General features: G+C 60.4%; 14 protein-coding genes. 11 read left to right on the top strand and 3 right to left on the bottom strand.

All coding sequences use genetic code 11. The features are described 5' to 3' along the window. The first annotated feature begins 260 nt into the window (after window positions 1–260). The 11 genes from VJ307_10850 (at window position 261) to VJ307_10800 (ending at window position 10,963) form a co-directional block, all read left to right on the top strand. Window positions 261–1,607, top strand: a complete 1,347-nt coding sequence (locus tag VJ307_10850; GenBank protein HJX74634.1) for a sigma 54-interacting transcriptional regulator — start codon at window positions 261–263, stop codon at window positions 1,605–1,607. Between the two features lie 187 nt (window positions 1,608–1,794). After that, complete coding sequence (locus tag VJ307_10845; protein HJX74633.1) at window positions 1,795–2,046, top strand: hypothetical protein; 252 nt, start codon at window positions 1,795–1,797, stop codon at window positions 2,044–2,046. 16 nt (window positions 2,047–2,062) lie between these two features. Beyond that, on the top strand, window positions 2,063–2,509 hold the full coding sequence (locus VJ307_10840; GenBank protein HJX74632.1) for a TadE family protein: 447 nt from the start codon (window positions 2,063–2,065) through the stop codon (window positions 2,507–2,509). A gap of 2 nt (window positions 2,510–2,511) precedes the next feature. Continuing rightward, the gene (locus VJ307_10835; GenBank protein ID HJX74631.1) at window positions 2,512–3,426 is read left to right on the top strand and encodes a hypothetical protein; all 915 of its coding nucleotides are present in this window, start codon (window positions 2,512–2,514) and stop codon (window positions 3,424–3,426) included. Between the two features lie 466 nt (window positions 3,427–3,892). Then, window positions 3,893–4,444: a hypothetical protein gene (locus VJ307_10830; protein ID HJX74630.1), complete on the top strand. Its 552-nt coding sequence runs from the start codon at window positions 3,893–3,895 to the stop codon at window positions 4,442–4,444. A gap of 1 nt (window position 4,445) precedes the next feature. After that, window positions 4,446–5,213, top strand: a complete 768-nt coding sequence (gene cpaB / locus VJ307_10825) for a Flp pilus assembly protein CpaB (protein ID HJX74629.1) — start codon at window positions 4,446–4,448, stop codon at window positions 5,211–5,213. Further along, window positions 5,210–6,409 (top strand): pilus assembly protein N-terminal domain-containing protein, encoded by a 1,200-nt coding sequence (locus VJ307_10820; GenBank protein ID HJX74628.1) that lies wholly within the window; start codon window positions 5,210–5,212, stop codon window positions 6,407–6,409. The genes cpaB and VJ307_10820 overlap by 4 nt, the downstream gene beginning before the upstream one ends. A 13-nt stretch (window positions 6,410–6,422) precedes the next feature. Then, complete coding sequence (locus VJ307_10815) at window positions 6,423–7,625, top strand: CpaF family protein (protein ID HJX74627.1); 1,203 nt, start codon at window positions 6,423–6,425, stop codon at window positions 7,623–7,625. A gap of 12 nt (window positions 7,626–7,637) precedes the next feature. Continuing rightward, window positions 7,638–8,483, top strand: a complete 846-nt coding sequence (locus VJ307_10810; protein HJX74626.1) for a type II secretion system F family protein — start codon at window positions 7,638–7,640, stop codon at window positions 8,481–8,483. Next, the gene (locus VJ307_10805) at window positions 8,480–9,298 is read left to right on the top strand and encodes a type II secretion system F family protein (protein ID HJX74625.1); all 819 of its coding nucleotides are present in this window, start codon (window positions 8,480–8,482) and stop codon (window positions 9,296–9,298) included. The genes VJ307_10810 and VJ307_10805 overlap by 4 nt, the downstream gene beginning before the upstream one ends. A 405-nt stretch (window positions 9,299–9,703) precedes the next feature. Beyond that, window positions 9,704–10,963 carry an MFS transporter gene (locus VJ307_10800; protein ID HJX74624.1) on the top strand — a complete coding sequence of 420 codons (1,260 nt, stop codon included), beginning with the start codon at window positions 9,704–9,706 and terminating at the stop codon, window positions 10,961–10,963. Window positions 10,964–11,242: 279 nt separating this feature from the next. Here the strand turns inward: VJ307_10800 and VJ307_10795 are convergent, their stop codons facing one another. The 3 genes from VJ307_10795 to VJ307_10785 all read right to left on the bottom strand — a co-directional run bounded on the left by VJ307_10795 (window position 11,243) and on the right by VJ307_10785 (window position 14,467). Continuing rightward, the gene (locus VJ307_10795) at window positions 11,243–12,208 is read right to left on the bottom strand and encodes an OmpA family protein (protein ID HJX74623.1); all 966 of its coding nucleotides are present in this window, start codon (window positions 12,206–12,208) and stop codon (window positions 11,243–11,245) included. Between the two features lie 685 nt (window positions 12,209–12,893). After that, window positions 12,894–13,844, bottom strand: coding sequence for a uroporphyrinogen decarboxylase family protein (locus VJ307_10790; GenBank protein ID HJX74622.1), 951 nt, complete (start codon window positions 13,842–13,844; stop codon window positions 12,894–12,896). 44 nt (window positions 13,845–13,888) lie between these two features. Next, window positions 13,889–14,467 carry a flavin reductase family protein gene (locus tag VJ307_10785; GenBank protein ID HJX74621.1) on the bottom strand — a complete coding sequence of 193 codons (579 nt, stop codon included), beginning with the start codon at window positions 14,465–14,467 and terminating at the stop codon, window positions 13,889–13,891. Window positions 14,468–14,672 lie beyond the last annotated feature (205 nt).

Here is a 14,672-nt window from a genome sequence, read left to right as displayed (position 1 = left end):
CTGGTCGGAGAAGACGATCGCGTCGGGGGAACTTTCGACGATCCGCCTGCAAAGGGAATCGTTATTCTCCTCGGACATAGGGGCCTCCTGGAGGGTTGGATTTTTCTTTCAGCTATGGGATGCGCTATTCCCCTTAAGCGTTCAGGGACCGGGAAAATGTCCCCCCGTTTGGGGGAAAGGAGATGCCCCCTTGGGATAAATGGGATAAGCTTCCGGCACTCCTTTTGCTACCATAAACAGAAAAATTACGGGGGTTCGCGATGATCCCGGCAGAAAACCCGGCGATACTCTCCGTTTCGATCTCGAACGGGATGACCGTCAAAATCCGTTTGGGCCTGAAAGAGATCCGGATCGGGAGAAGCAAGGAGGCGGACCTGTTGCTCCCCGATCCTTCCGTGAGCAGGATCCACGCGCGCATCTTCCGGGTGGGAGACCAATATTTTCTTTCGGACAGCAGCCGGAACGGAACCTACGTCGATGGGAAACGGATCTCTCAGGTGCAGCTCGAGGGCGGGCTTTCGTTCCGGATCGGACCGTACCATATCCTTTTCTCCCGCGAAGGACGGTCGCATTCCTCGTCCGAGCCCCCGACGGTCATTCCCGGTTCCGGTAGCGATCACTCCCCGCGCATCGAGCGAAGAGCAGCGGAAAGTATATCATCTGCTGCATTAGATTTATTAGGACAAAGTAAAGTAATAAAACATTTAATAGATAGCATTCGAAAGGTGGCCGCTTCCGACTTCCCCGTCCTGGTCGAAGGGGAGACCGGCAGCGGGAAGGAACTGGTCTCCCGGGGAATCCACGAAACGTCTCCGAGGAAAGACGGTCCCTTCGTGGTCGTCAACTGCGGAGCGATCTCCCCGGAACTGATGGAAAGCGAACTCCTCGGCCACGAAAAGGGGGCCTTCACCGGAGCGACGTCGCAGCGAAGGGGGGCGTTCGAGATCGCACACGGCGGGACGATCTTTCTGGACGAAATCGGCGAACTTCCCCTGCGCCTCCAGCCCAAGCTGTTGCGCGCCCTGGAGCAGAAGGAGATCAAGAGGGTCGGCGGCAATGAAACGATCCTCGTCGACGTCCGTATCCTCGCGGCCACGAACCGGAACCTGAAAAAGGAGGTGGCCGACAGGAATTTCCGCGACGATCTCTATTTCCGGATCAGCACCATCACGCTCTCCGTGCCTCCCTTGCGGGACCGGCGCAGGGATATTCTCCCGATCACGATGCACTTTCTCGCGGATGTCGCGTCCCGAACCCATCGACCGGTCCCGGAACTTACCGGACCCGCGGCGGAACTCCTGACATCGCACGATTGGCCCGGGAACGTCCGTGAACTCCGGAACGCCATCCAGAGAGCCGTGGTGATGTGCGACGGCCCATCTCTGACCCCCCGGGACTTCACCTTTCTTCTGCCGGCGCATTCCGGCTCGGCCGAAGGAGTTCCGGATCAAACCCTGTCCCGATGGGAACAGTCGGAAAAAACCAATATCCTGGCCGAGCTGTCCCGGCAGAAAGGGAACAAGACGCAGACCGCCAGGTCACTCGGAATCGCCAAATCCACTTTGTTCGAGAAGCTGAAAAAATACGGAATCCGAAAGCCGGAGTAGGACCGATCATCGAACCATCGGTCTGAAATTCAGACTTCTCTTAAATCTGTTTCCCCCCCGATCCCCGAGCCCCGCCAAACATCCTCACGGATTTTCTCCGGATATTCGTCTGCCCCCTCCCGGGACAGACAGGAACGCCCCTTGCTCCCCCTGCCGGCAAATCACAAAACGAAGGAGGGATATCCCGATGAAAAAGGCAGGGAAAAGGGCTTCCTTTCGGAGCGGGCAGGGATTGACGGAATACATCATCATCGTCGCCCTGGTGGCAATCGCGGCGATCGGAGTCGTGAACATCTTCGGCAACCAGCTCCGGCACCAGTTCTCCACGATCATCGCCTCCATGTCGGGGAGCTCCGTCCAGGTGACATCCCTCGCGGAGAAGGCGAAACAGCAAGCGAACCAGAGAACCCTCAAGGATTATGCCTCGGAAAACCGCTAACCGGAGAGGAGGGGCAATGATGGAATTCCTTGTGGGATGTCCGGTCCTCCTGCTCTTGGTGATGGGATCGATTCAGCTTTCCTTCCTGTGGGCGAGCCAGGGAGCGGTGGAGACGGCAGCCCATCTCGCCGCCAGGAAATTCGCGCTCTTTGCCCGAACCGATTTCCGGAAAGCCAAGGCAGCCGCCCTGGCCGAAGCGACGTCGATCTGCCTCCACCGCCCCGGAGGCCGCTGGGGTTCGGCTCATCTCACATCGATCGACTTTTCCCGTCAGGAAACGGGAACCGTTCCGCAATCCGCTCTGGCGGGAGAGGCGTTCTGTCTGCGCCTGACCCATTGGGTCGAACTGTGCGTCCCGTGGGTGAACCGGATCCTGTTCGCCATCGCGCCGGTGAAGAAAGCCATGATCCAGGGGCAATATTATTTCCTTCTCCAATCGTCGCGTTGGGTAACCGTGGAGTGAAGATGATATCGATATTCACCCGACAGGCATTGCGGGTTCGCCAGGGCGCTTACGGGCAGGCCGTCGTGCTCCTTCTCACCACCCTGACGGCCATCCTTTCCGTGGTCTTTGCGGCCGTCTACGTTGCCCATCTCGGAGGCGAAAAGATCGCGTCGGCCAACGCGGTCGATGCGATCGCCCTCTCGGCCGCGACCTGGGAAGCACGCGGACTGAATATGATCGCGGCTCTTAACGACGGAATCGAGCAGTGCTTCCGTCTCATCCGGTGGACATCGGTTGTGTGGGCCGCCATGGCGATCGCCGCCTTGACGGGACTTAGCCTGCCCGCATTTCTCGAATATTCCAAACAGGCGGCCCGGATCATCCGCTCCTCCTGGAATACCGCCAGGCAATTCGCGATGTGGGCGGAAAAGGTAAAGGATGCCCTCCCTTATTTGATCCTGGCGGAAACCGCCCTTCTCGCCCGAAACCTGAAGGTCACGGGGGCGCTCTACCCCTTCGACCCGCGCGGGCCGCACGATCAGGAACGAACGCTTACGCTTCACCTGACCCATGGTCCTCCTTTAACCCTCGTTGACGCCCTTTCCCCCATTCACAACGTGAAACGGAAAATCAGTAAATGGAAATGGGCGAAAAAGATCGCCGGAAAAGTCATCGGCATCATCGATTCGGTCCTGGGATCCGTGCCCGGATCCGACAAGGGGCCCATCTTCATGCTGATCCCGGAAGAGCACTTTCCCCAACGCCAAAAGGTCCGATTTACCGGATCTCGGGCCGTCTCCCCGATTCCCGTTCCCCTTCTCCCCGCACCATCGAAAAACCGGTTCCTGTTCGAGGCCGCCGCGGAGCCGTACGGAGGAGGTGCAAAGGAAATGTCCTGGAAATCAAGATTCACGGAATGGCGGAGGGAAAAATGACGAATCGCCAAGAGAGCGGGCAATCCCTTCTGGAAGTGGCCATCGGACTGCCCCTTCTCCTGATCCTCCTTTTGGGCGCATACGCATCGACCCGTACCGCTATCCTGAAATCCCGTTCGGAATCGGTTGCTTTTGCGGAGGCGTTGCGCGCAGGACGGAATCTTCCCGGAATCGAGCAAGAACTGTCCCGTTCGATATTGCCCGAAGGCAAGGAAGTTGACATCCGGTCGGGGCGGGGAAAACAGTCCCGTCTTCTTCCGGCTCCTTTCCCCCTGCTTGCCGGAAAAACGACAGCCACCGCCGAGGTCCGTCACGCATGGAGGGAAATCGAAAACCCCCGATGGCTGCCCCCGGCAAAGATCCTCCGGACCGCGGAATTGCATGCGGATTGCTGGGGGAAAACAACCTCTTCGGGGAAAAGCATCCAGCGTTGGATCCAGGGGTACGTTCTGCTGGGAGTCATCCGATGAAAGCCGTCTCGTGCCTTGTCGCAGCGTCGCTATTGGCCGGCGCGTTCTCCGTATATGCCCTCCCCAAGCGGCCGGGCGGGGCCATCTCGCCCACCCGATCGTTTTCCCTGAACGGGCGATGGTACTCGGTCGGAAAACCGGCCGAAGCCGGCTTCCTCCTGCGGGAGGAATTGCGCAAACGGGGTCTTACGGTCCCGGAATTATCCCGGGAAACCGCGGATCCGGATGGTTGCGCCGTCGACACCCTGTCGGAAACTCCCTCGAAATCCCGGTCTCGGCCGATTCCCCTTCCGCCCGGTTTTCATGCGGAGAACAGCCTGCAGATGGAATCCGGGGACGGATCGATCGATATCACCTACGGAACCATCTCTTTGAAAAGCGGCTACGCCAGGAAATCGCTTGCCGCTGCAGGTTGGGAATTCACGGAGACGGAGGATATGGGAAAACCGTTTCGCATCGCCACTCTTCGGGAAGGAAGGGAGACAACCATTGTCTTTCTGGAAGAGAAAGAAGGAAACTGCCTCTTCATCCGGCGGCGGGAAAAATAGGGTGCAGGAATTCCTGCCTCTCGTCGCCGGAACGATCCTGACCCTGCTGGCCATTCTCATCGCCAGACAACGGATATCGGCGGTGGAAAAAAACATCCTGGGGAAAGCCGCTCCCACGGAAATCGTCGTGGCGGCCAATCCCATCCCCGCCGGTTCGACATTCTCCCTGGAAAATCTGGCAAAGAAGTCGATCCCGGTGGACGGCACAACCCGCCGGAACGTACCGGCACACGATTTCGAACTCCTCCTCGGCGCCAGAGCGAAAGTGGAAATGTCGGGCGGGGAGCCAGTCCTGTGGACCGACGTCGAGGAACCGCTCGATGTGGATCGATTCTCCCTGTTGATCCCGAAAGGCCGCCGGGCCATCACGATGGACGCGGACACGAAGGCATCGTTTTCCGGTCTCATCCGGGCCGGGGACCATGTCGATATCCTTCGGGAAACAAGCGACGGGAAAGGTTCCTACCCGTTCCTGTTCGATCTCCCCGTGATCGCCGTCGATCGCCATTTCCTTCCCCCTTCCACGGAAGAGGAAGGAAAGGAAATCGCCACCCTCACCATGTCGGTGACCACGAACGAGGCGGCTTTGCTCTCCGCGGCAGCACGGGAAGGAAAGATTTCCTGGCTCCTCCGCAATCCCGACGATCGCGGGAGGCCTCCCATGAGAGAACACGCCCGGGCCGCCCTCTCTTCCCTCGTCGAAATATGGAAAGGGGGGATCCGGGAAGAGAAAACCCCTTTGCCCTCCAAGGAAGGGGAACAAAAATGATCCGCCGGCTCCTTCTCCCCTTGTTCCTGCTCGGGGTTGCCTGGGGGGAGCTTTTTCTTCCTGACGCAGTCACCGGGGAGACCATCCGGTTGCGCCCGGGGTTCCAGCACATCATCGAGTTTCCGGAAGCAAGGAGGGTATCGATCGGCAACCCGGCGATCATCGAAGCCCGTCCGCTTCCCCGCAAGGACGGGATCCTCGTGGTGGGGAAAAAGGAAGGAGAAACGGATCTCGTCATCTGGGGCCAGGGGGGAAAAGAAGAATGGACGGTGAGCGTCGCGGAAGAGGCAGGGGCCGAACTGCAGGAAGCGAGCGGCCTGGCGGCTTTATTCCCCGAACTATCGGTCCATCGTGCCGGATCCTCGATCATCATCAGCGGGACCGTTGCGACGGGCCGGGACAAGGATCTTCTGGAGAATTTCGCGCGTGCAAGGGAAAAGGTTCACCTCCGGATTTCCCTTCCCGAAGACAGAAAAACCCTCCTTTCCTACGACCTGAAGATCATCGAGATCAGCAGAGGGGCGACGGCCCAGCTCGGCATCCGGTGGCCGGATTCCCTCTCCGCGAAGGGAGCCTGGTCCAAAGCAACGGCAGAAAACACCTCGTTTCGCGTCGCGACGGACTTCGAAGCCAGGCTCAATCTCCTCATGGCAAACGGGCGGGCGAAAATCCTGGCGAATCCCAAGCTGGTTTGCGAAAGCGGCGGCAGCGCGGATTTTCTCGCGGGAGGGGAGATTCCGATCGTGATCGTCACCCCCGAGACGAGAACCGTGGAGTGGAAGACCTACGGGATCATTCTCAAGCTTCGTCCGCAGATGGACCAGGGAAACCGCATCCGGACGCACATCACGGCGGAAATCAGCACCGTGGACCACGGCAGCGGCGGATCGGACGTCCCGGGGCTCCTCACCCGGCGGGTCACCACGAATTTCTCCACCCCGCCGGGCGGTACGGTCATGCTCTCCGGACTGGTCAAGAGCGAGATGGCGAAAGATGTGGCGAAAGTCCCGCTCCTGGGCCAGATCCCGATCCTGGGCGAACTGTTCAAATCCCGGAGCTTCCGGGAAAACAATTCCGAACTCGCCATTTTCATCACCCCCACGGAAGTGAAGGAGTTCTCCCCGGACGAAGTCACGGCGTGGCAGACGAAATCGGCAAGGGAGCAGGACGGAATGCGGTTCCGGCTCATCGATTGAAGGAGAAGGAAATATGGCGGCAGAACATCGGAAATCCCTCCACCAGAAAGTCGTTTCCCTCCTGGATTCCCGCAACACGGGCCGCATCTCGGAAGGGGAAGAATCGATGAAGGAACGAGCGGAGCAGTATCTTCGCACCGAACTGAAAGGGATGCTTTTGCCGGACGAGGAGAAAGAAATCCTCCGGAAGGGAATCCTGGACGAACTGTTCGCCTATGGTCCCATCACCCCGTTTCTTTCCGACTCCGGGGTGACGGAAATCATGGTGAACGGGAAACATTCCATTTACATCGAAAAGGGGGGGAAACTGGTTCCGACCGGCATCGCCTTCCTGAGCGACGAGACGCTCCGGGGGACGATCGACCGGATGGTATCCCGGGTGAACCGGCGGCTCGACGAGTCATCGCCCTATGTGGATGCGCGTCTCCCGGACGGATCCCGGATCAACGCCATCATCCCTCCTGTCTGTCTTTCCGGTCCCTGTCTCACGATCCGGAAATTTCGATGCGAGCCGTTCTCCCTGGACGAGCTCATCGGGATTCGCACCGTGTCGAGGGAGGCCGCGGACTATCTGCGGGAGGCCGTGATCCGGAGAATGAACATCATCGTGTCCGGGGGAACCGGCTCGGGCAAGACCACTCTGCTGAACGCCCTTTCCCAGTTCATTCCGGACGAGGAGCGAATCGTCACCATCGAGGACGCCGCCGAAATCAAGCTGATGAAACCCCATGTCATCATCCTGGAGGCGCGCCCCCCGAACATCGAAGGAACGGGGTCGATCACCATCCGGGACCTGGTGCGAAACTCGCTCCGGATGAGGCCCGACCGCATCATCGTGGGGGAGTGCAGAGGCGGGGAAGCCCTGGACATGCTCCAGGCGATGAACACCGGCCATGACGGCTCGATCACGACCGGTCACGCAAACACCCCGCGCGACATGCTTCGCAGGCTGGAAACCATGGTCCTGCTTTCCGGGGTCGAGATCCCCGTCAAGGCGATCCGGGAACAGATCGCCTCGGCCATCGACATCCTGGTCCACATGAGCCGGATGCGGGACGGAAGACGGGCGGTAACGTCCATCACCGAGGTGACCGGGATGAGCGAGAGCCAGATATTGCTCCAGGAAATCTTCCGCTGGGAAGAGGAGAAAGGAACATTCGGGGAAGGGAAATTGTCCGGGACCGACATCCCCTCGAAATTTCTTCCCTACGCGTAGAAAGGGGTGGACATGACATTGCCGGAATACGTTCTTTTCGCCTGCGGGGCGATCTGCCTTACCGTTTTCCTCATTCGCACCCTGGCCCCATTCTTCCGTTCCCGTATCGACCATGCCGCGGAATCCACGGCGAGAAACCTCCGGCAGGATTTCCTGTCCCTCTCTTCGGACCAGGTGCGGGGAATCCTTCTCTCGGCCGGCGCGGTTTTCGCACTGGCCGCCACGATGGCGACACGGGACGTTTTCTGGATCCTGGTCGTCGGCTCCTTGCCCGTTCTTCTTTGCGGCATGGTGGTCCGGCATGTTCATGCGAGAAGACGAAAGCGAATCGTGTCCCAGTTGCCGGCTTTCCTCGAAATCCTTTCCGGTCATGTGAAGGCCGGACACAGCATTCCGGAATCCCTTCAGGAGGCGATCCCCCTCCTCCCCCCGGGGATCCGGGAAGAAGTCCATTGGCTTTGCCAGTCGATCCGGCTCGGTACTCCCCTCCCCGACGCGCTCCGCGTGTGGGAGCGACGGATGGCGTGCGGGGAAATATCCATGATCGTTCGCCCCTTGTGCATCGCGATTCCCGCCGGGGGGAATCTCTACGATCTGCTCACACGATGCCGTGACATGATCCGGGCGAAAATGCGGCAATCGGAAAAGATGCGGAGCATGACGGCACAGGCCCGGCTCCAGGCGCTCGTCCTGACCCTCCTCCCCCCCGGGTTCATCGCCGTCCTGTCGCAAATCGAACCCGGATATCTCGCGCGATGCCGGGAAACATCGGCAGGGAAAACCTTGATGGCGATCGCCGCCGTGCTGCAACTTCTCGGCTGGTTTTCCATCCGCAGGATCATGGCGGGAAACCGATGAAGGCGATCCCATTCCTGTCTTTCGGAATTCCTCTGTTTATCGGCTTTTTTCTGATGGTCCGGTTCTTCCAGAGGTCGTCTTTCCCGGGCAGGGTGTCCCGGCTTCCGGACCAGGTGGTGGCTGCGCATCGGAAAGCCCAGTCCCGGCTGGTCGAGGGGAAAGGATTTTCCATTCCCGGCGGAATGCTGGTCACCTCGCTGCGCGGATGGCTGGCGGGGGAAATCGTCTGGATCTTTGTCCTGTCGGTATCCATCGCGTTCGACCCTTCTTTCCCGAGCACGATCCTTTCCTTCTTCCTCGGCCTGGGCCTCGGGTTTGTCACTCTGTTTTTTTCCGTCAGGGAGCAAGCGAGAAAACAGGTGGAAAGGATCCGCTCCGCTCTTCCTGTCGCCTCCTTCCTTTTTTCCCTCCTTCTGGAAGCGGGCATGGGATCCCACTCCGCTTTCCGGGAGGTTGCGCACGCAATTCCGGACGGCCCTCTCTCCAGGGAACTGGACGAGATCTCCCGCGCGCGGATGCTGGGAATCTCCCGGGAGGAAGCACTGGAGAAATCGCGAAGGCGGGTTCCGCTGGATGATTATCGGATCTTTCTCAATCTTGTCCGCCAGGGTGAACGACTGGGGGTCGGCCTCTCCCGCGCCCTGCGCGAACATTCCTCGAAGATGCTGGAAGGGGAAGGATACCGGGCGGAGGCGGCAGCCCAGAAAGCGGCGGTGAAACTCCTCTTCCCGCTGGTGGTCTTTATCTTTCCCGCCGTGGTCCTGATTATCTTTTCGCCCATCATCCTGAACGTCTGGGAAATGTGGGGGGAATAAGAAATGAACCGGAACCGCTTCCATCGCAAAACTTTACGCATGACGGTATTGCTCCTGTTGTTCGCCCTTTCCCGGGAAACATCCCTATGGGGAGGCGAATCGGGCGTCTTCGGCCCGGACATCGCCTCCGGAGACGTTACGAAAGACCGGATAACTCTGTCGATTCGGATCGCGGAGGCGAAGGGGAAACATGTGAAGCGAACCTATTTCAGGAGTCTGTTGCGACATCGAAAGAGAAACCCTCCAAGGCGAAACCCTCCCGGACCATCCGGCCTCCCTCCGCTCTCCCGATAATCTCGGGAAGTTTGCACCCGACAGGCCAATCCACGCCGGACAAAATACGCAGTCCGTATCCCCGCCACGTCTGGTATAAAAAGTTGGTGGGATGGGATCTCCGGGGGGGATGTGGACGGCCAATTCGGGAAATCGTCGCGGATCCACTACGGCTGGGTCATCGTCCTCGCCGGGGGATTGACCGTCTTCTCCTGCCTCGGGCTGGCCCGGTTCGCATACAGCATGCTGGTTCCCTCGATGGGCAAGGCCCTGGACCTGGGATACGACCAGATGGGGTTCATCGGGACCGGGAATTTCGCCGGGTACCTCCTGGCTGTCGGTCTGTCGCCATTTCTGATGCATTGGTGGGGAGGGCGGCGCACGATCACGTCCGGCCTTTTCCTTCTCGCGGTCTGTATGGTCCTCATCGGCCGCGGCACGGGGTTCGTTCCCGTTCTCGTCCTCTATTTCCTGACCGGCGTCGGGAGCGGCCTGGCCAACGTCCCCATGATGGTGCTGGTTTCCCACTGGTTCACCCGGGCCAATCGCGGCCGGGCGGCCGGGATCATGCTCGCCGGGAACGGGCTGGCGATCATCTTCTCCGGCATGCTCGTCCCCTTTCTCAACCGAAGCCTGGGTTCCGGCGGCTGGAGAAGCGGGTGGCAGATCCTGGGCGCGATATCCTTCGCGATCGCCGTCGCCGCGGGACTGCTGCTGCGCGACTCCCCCGCCGAACTGGGCCTTCGGCCTCTCGGGGAAACGGGCAACCCCAGGGCGGAAACCCCGGCTCTCCCGCGGAAGGCGGCGGGCAACGGGATCGTAGTTCACCTCGGGGTCCTGTACCTTCTGTTCGGGCTCACCTACATGATCTATGGAACCTTCATCGTCACGACGATGGTCGCCGAGCGCGGGATGGCCGAAGTCACGGCGGGCAAGTTCTGGGCCTGGGTGGGGTTCTTCAGTCTCTTCTCCGGCCCCCTGTTCGGGATGCTTTCGGACCGGATCGGGCGCAAGGGGGGTTTCATGGCGGTCTTCGCGGTCCAGTCGATCTCCTACGGCCTCGCCGGCGCAAACCCGGGGATGTGGGGCCTCTACCTGTCGATCGGCCTGTACGGAATCGCCGCCTGGAGCATTCCGACGATCATGACGGCGGCGGTGGGCGACTACCTCGGTCCCGCGCGCGCGGCGGCCGGGTTCTCGATCATCACCTTCTTCTTCGGCGCGGGCCAGACCCTCGGTCCGAGCATCGCGGGAATCGTGGCGAAACAGACCGGCTCATTTTCCGGTTCCTACCTCATGGCCGCGGGGGCCACGGGATTCGCCATCGTGCTCGCTTCCTTCCTGCGGAAGCCGCACCGGGAGGCGGCGGAATGGGATGGCAACACCGCGTGACAGGCATTTTCATATATGAACCATAGGATTGGATAATAAAGTATATAATATTGTCTTTATTGATAATATTTCATATATTTACAATATGGATTGGCGTCGCCCGTACGCGCGGGATGGAGCGTCAGGGAGTAGCCATACGGAAGCGGAGGGACAGGTCCAATCCATCCGTCGGGGGCAGTTCCGGGGGCTTGACGTCGCCGATGGAAAAGAAAAGGCACGGCATCCCCCCCACCGGGGGAATGCCGTGCCTTGAAGGATTGCGGTGAAACCGCGACCGCGCTATCGGGAAAAGATCAGGATCTCGACCCTGCGGTTCTCAAACATTCCCTTCTCGGATTTATTATCCGCGATCGGTTTGGATTCCCCGAAGCCGACGGCCTTGATCTTGTCGCCATCCGTTGCACCGTTGTCCAGCAGGTATTTCTTCACGGCCCCGGCCCGTCTCTCGGAAAGGGCCTGGTTGTATTTATCGCTGCCCCTGCTATCCGTGTGCCCTTCCACGGAGATCGTGTACCCCGGATATTTCTTGACGAACGCGAGCGCCTTCTGAAGTTCTCCGACATCCGTCTTCCGGATCTGCGACTTGTCGTAATCGAAGTTGACATGAATGGTCAGTTTGTCGATCGGCGTGGGAGCGGCCGGCGGGGGATTCACGGTCAGGGTCGTCGAGGCCGTCTTCGTGCCGCCCTCTCCCATGACCGTGACCGTATATTGCAAGGTTGTGGGGGGGCACACCTGCCGGGACCCGCCTGCCGCCACGCTGCCGATCCCCTGGTCGATCGAGACGGCGGATGCGTTTGTCGAAGACCAGGTCAGATCCGCGCATTTCCCCTTATCGATCGAGGGGGGGCTCGCCATGAGGGAAGCGGTGGGTGCGGCCATCGGAGGGGGAGGAGGCGGAGCAGTCACCTTCATGGGCTCGGGCAACGGAAGCTTGGGGCAGAGCCCTTTTGCCATGGCGGTCGCCTTGTTCGCCTGCGCGATCGCCTCTTCCGTGCGGCATACCCAGTACGTCTTGTAGGCATCGTCTCTCATCTTCTCGGCATCCTTGTACGCCTCCGGGCATTCCTTGTCCTTCCCGGCCGCTTTCGCTGCCGCCAAGGCCCTGTCCGCGGCGGGCAATTCACTGTGGTAGTACGCGATCCCCTTCTTGGGAGCGTACTCCATCCCGGCGCATCCAAAAAGAAACCCGATGGAGAGAACAAGGCAAACAGCAAGCAGACCTTTCGCAGTTCGAACACTCATGGCGTCCTCCTCTTCTTTTTTTTGCCAGATAAAAAAAATAATTGCGGTGTGGGAAAAGACTAACAAAAAATAAAGGAATAATGCAAGAAAAGAAATGCCGCCTTTCGTGAACGCGTGGGCCATGAATCCATGTTCGTCCCTGCGAAACGATCGATCGAACCGGGATCGTCCCTGGGCTCTGATCCTGCTCCTTCTCGCAGCGTTTTTCTGGAGCCTGGAGGGAACCCTCGTCAAGTGGATCCATTGGCACCCGATGGCCATTGCCGGGACGCGCAGCGCCATCGCGGCCGTTCTGATCCGTGCCGTCTTCCGCAAGATGTCCTTCTCCTGGGACTTCGACCAGGTAGGCGGAGCCCTGGCCTACGCGTGCACGGTCATCTCCTACGTGGTGGCCAACAAGATGACCGCCGCCGCCAACGTCATCCTGCTGCAGTACACCGCACCGATCCACGCCGCGCTTTTCGGCGCCTGGTTTCTCCAGGAACGCGCGTCGCGGCTCGACTGGGCAACGATCCTTATCGCCCTGCTGGGCATGGCGCTGTTCTTTTGCGACCACCTGACCGCCACGGGATACTGGGGGAACATCGTCGCCCTGGGGAGCGGTCTCGGTTCGTTCCCCGATACGCCCGGCTGGATCGGGCTCGCGGTCCCGGCGCGGATGAGGAAGGCGGACTTCGGAAGAGCCTTACGACCCGGAAAGCCGGGCCGCCTCCACGATCGCCCGGATCGCTCGCGGATTGACGGATGCGTCGATGGAGCAGCCGTTGGCCAGGAAGAACCTGTCCTTTCCTCCCAGCGTTTTCCCTTCCCGCACATGCTGGCGCAGGAAGGAGCAGGTTTTCCGGGTGACGATCTTGTGGTCGATGCCGCCCATGACGCACCCGGGGATCCTCTCTTTGACCGACGATAACGAGGGCCCCCCGGGACCGCGGTCCCACCAGTGGAACACGTGGACCGGGAAATCGAGGCAGTCGTCGAAATAGAGGTCGTCGCCGTGGATGTGGGCGACGTTCATCCTCCCGCGCCGGAAAACCGCCTCCAGGAGACGGCTCGCAAACGGTTTCCCGAAAGTCAGGAACTGCTCCCGGGTCATGAACTCCCGGGAAGCCGGGACGGACAGAAAGATCCCCGCCGAGCCGATGTCGAGGGATCTCAGGCAATAGGCGATCAGATTCTCCGTGATGACCCCCAGGGCTTCCTGAACGGCCTCCGGCTCGCTGTCCATCAAATCCCCGATGTTCTCCCCCGCCAGGGCTCTTTTCAACGTGTTCCATGGGTCGAACACCGTGTCGAGGAAATAGGCTTCTCCTTCCAGCTCCGCGCTGATGACCTCCAGCGCCCGGAACTGTTCCCGCCAGGGCGAGTCCCCGACGTCGAAACCGGCGACACGCCTTAGGTCCGCGCCGCTCCGGACGGCGTCGAGCCCTTCCGGCATGGGGTAGAAGTAGTCGTTCATCACCTTGAGGAAATCGAGGTCGTAGTGGCGGAAGGAGTCGAGCGCAAGCCGGGCGAACCGCGGACCGTCCCCGTACTGCACGCCGAAATGGTACCAGAGGGAGAGCGGCGGTCTTTCCACCGGCTCGCCCTTCAGCACCCTGTCGACGAGTTCGATTTTTCCCTTCCCGGCGTTTCCCATCCGTTTCCCCTTCCGGCATTCGGCGGCAAAGAGGACCGGGCCGGCTAGCCTTTTCCCCCGATCGTCTTCCCGAGGGAGTAGGCGCTGCCGAGGTTCCTGCCGATTCCGTGGTACGATCGGATCTCCGGCGCGTAGACGATCGGCTTTACCTTTTCGATGTCGGGGAGGCCTCCTTCCCCGAGAACGGATTCGTCCGCCTTCACGTCGATGATTTCCCCGATGAACTGGGTGTGCAGCCCGATCTCCACGGTCCGCAGCAGTTTGCATTCCAGGACGAGGGGGAACTCCTTCACATAGGGGGCGTCCACGAGTTCGCTCCTCACGGGTGTAAGCCCCGTGGCGGCGAACTTGTCCACGTTTCTCCCGGAGACGATGCCGATGTAATCCGCCTCGCGACAGCTTGCCTCGGAGGGGACGTTCACCGTGAACGCCTTGCGCTCCATCAGATTGCCGTAGGTGTAGGTGGCCTTCCGCAGGGAAACGGCCACGCAGGGAGGCTGGGAGCAGCAGATCCCGCCCCACGCCGCGGCCATCACGTTGGGCTTTCCCTCCTTGTCGTACGTTCCCACCACCCATACCGGCGTGGGAAAGACGAGAGTCCTCGCGCCCATCGATTTTTTCATGGCTTCCATCCCCCTTTCGCTTTTTTCCCCGCTTTTCCTTCTCTTCCGCCGATCGGGGACGACGCCCGTCACCCTCCCGCGAAAACCTTCGCCACGAGGGACTGCGCCTCTTCCTGGATCCGGCGCAGGTGGTCCGCTCCCAGGAAACTCTCGGCGTATATCTTGTAAACGTCCTCCGTGCCCGAGGGACGCGCGGCGAACCACC

This window comes from Candidatus Deferrimicrobiaceae bacterium, assembly GCA_035256765.1.
Taxonomy (GTDB): Bacteria; Desulfobacterota; Deferrimicrobia; order Deferrimicrobiales; family Deferrimicrobiaceae; genus CSP1-8.
Note: the sequence above shows the minus strand (reverse complement) of the source record. Positions and strands in the feature narration are given on the sequence as shown.

Coding starts and splice junctions, on each gene's coding strand:
- VJ307_10850 (HJX74634.1), top strand. CDS start 261: ATGATCCCGGCAGAAAACCCGGCGATACTCTCCGTTTCGATCTCGAAC.
- VJ307_10845 (HJX74633.1), top strand. CDS start 1,795: ATGAAAAAGGCAGGGAAAAGGGCTTCCTTTCGGAGCGGGCAGGGATTG.
- VJ307_10840 (HJX74632.1), top strand. CDS start 2,063: ATGATGGAATTCCTTGTGGGATGTCCGGTCCTCCTGCTCTTGGTGATG.
- VJ307_10835 (HJX74631.1), top strand. CDS start 2,512: ATGATATCGATATTCACCCGACAGGCATTGCGGGTTCGCCAGGGCGCT.
- VJ307_10830 (HJX74630.1), top strand. CDS start 3,893: ATGAAAGCCGTCTCGTGCCTTGTCGCAGCGTCGCTATTGGCCGGCGCG.
- VJ307_10820 (HJX74628.1), top strand. CDS start 5,210: ATGATCCGCCGGCTCCTTCTCCCCTTGTTCCTGCTCGGGGTTGCCTGG.
- VJ307_10815 (HJX74627.1), top strand. CDS start 6,423: ATGGCGGCAGAACATCGGAAATCCCTCCACCAGAAAGTCGTTTCCCTC.
- VJ307_10810 (HJX74626.1), top strand. CDS start 7,638: ATGACATTGCCGGAATACGTTCTTTTCGCCTGCGGGGCGATCTGCCTT.
- VJ307_10805 (HJX74625.1), top strand. CDS start 8,480: ATGAAGGCGATCCCATTCCTGTCTTTCGGAATTCCTCTGTTTATCGGC.
- VJ307_10795 (HJX74623.1), bottom strand. CDS start 12,208: ATGAGTGTTCGAACTGCGAAAGGTCTGCTTGCTGTTTGCCTTGTTCTC.
- VJ307_10790 (HJX74622.1), bottom strand. CDS start 13,844: ATGGGAAACGCCGGGAAGGGAAAAATCGAACTCGTCGACAGGGTGCTG.
- VJ307_10785 (HJX74621.1), bottom strand. CDS start 14,467: ATGAAAAAATCGATGGGCGCGAGGACTCTCGTCTTTCCCACGCCGGTA.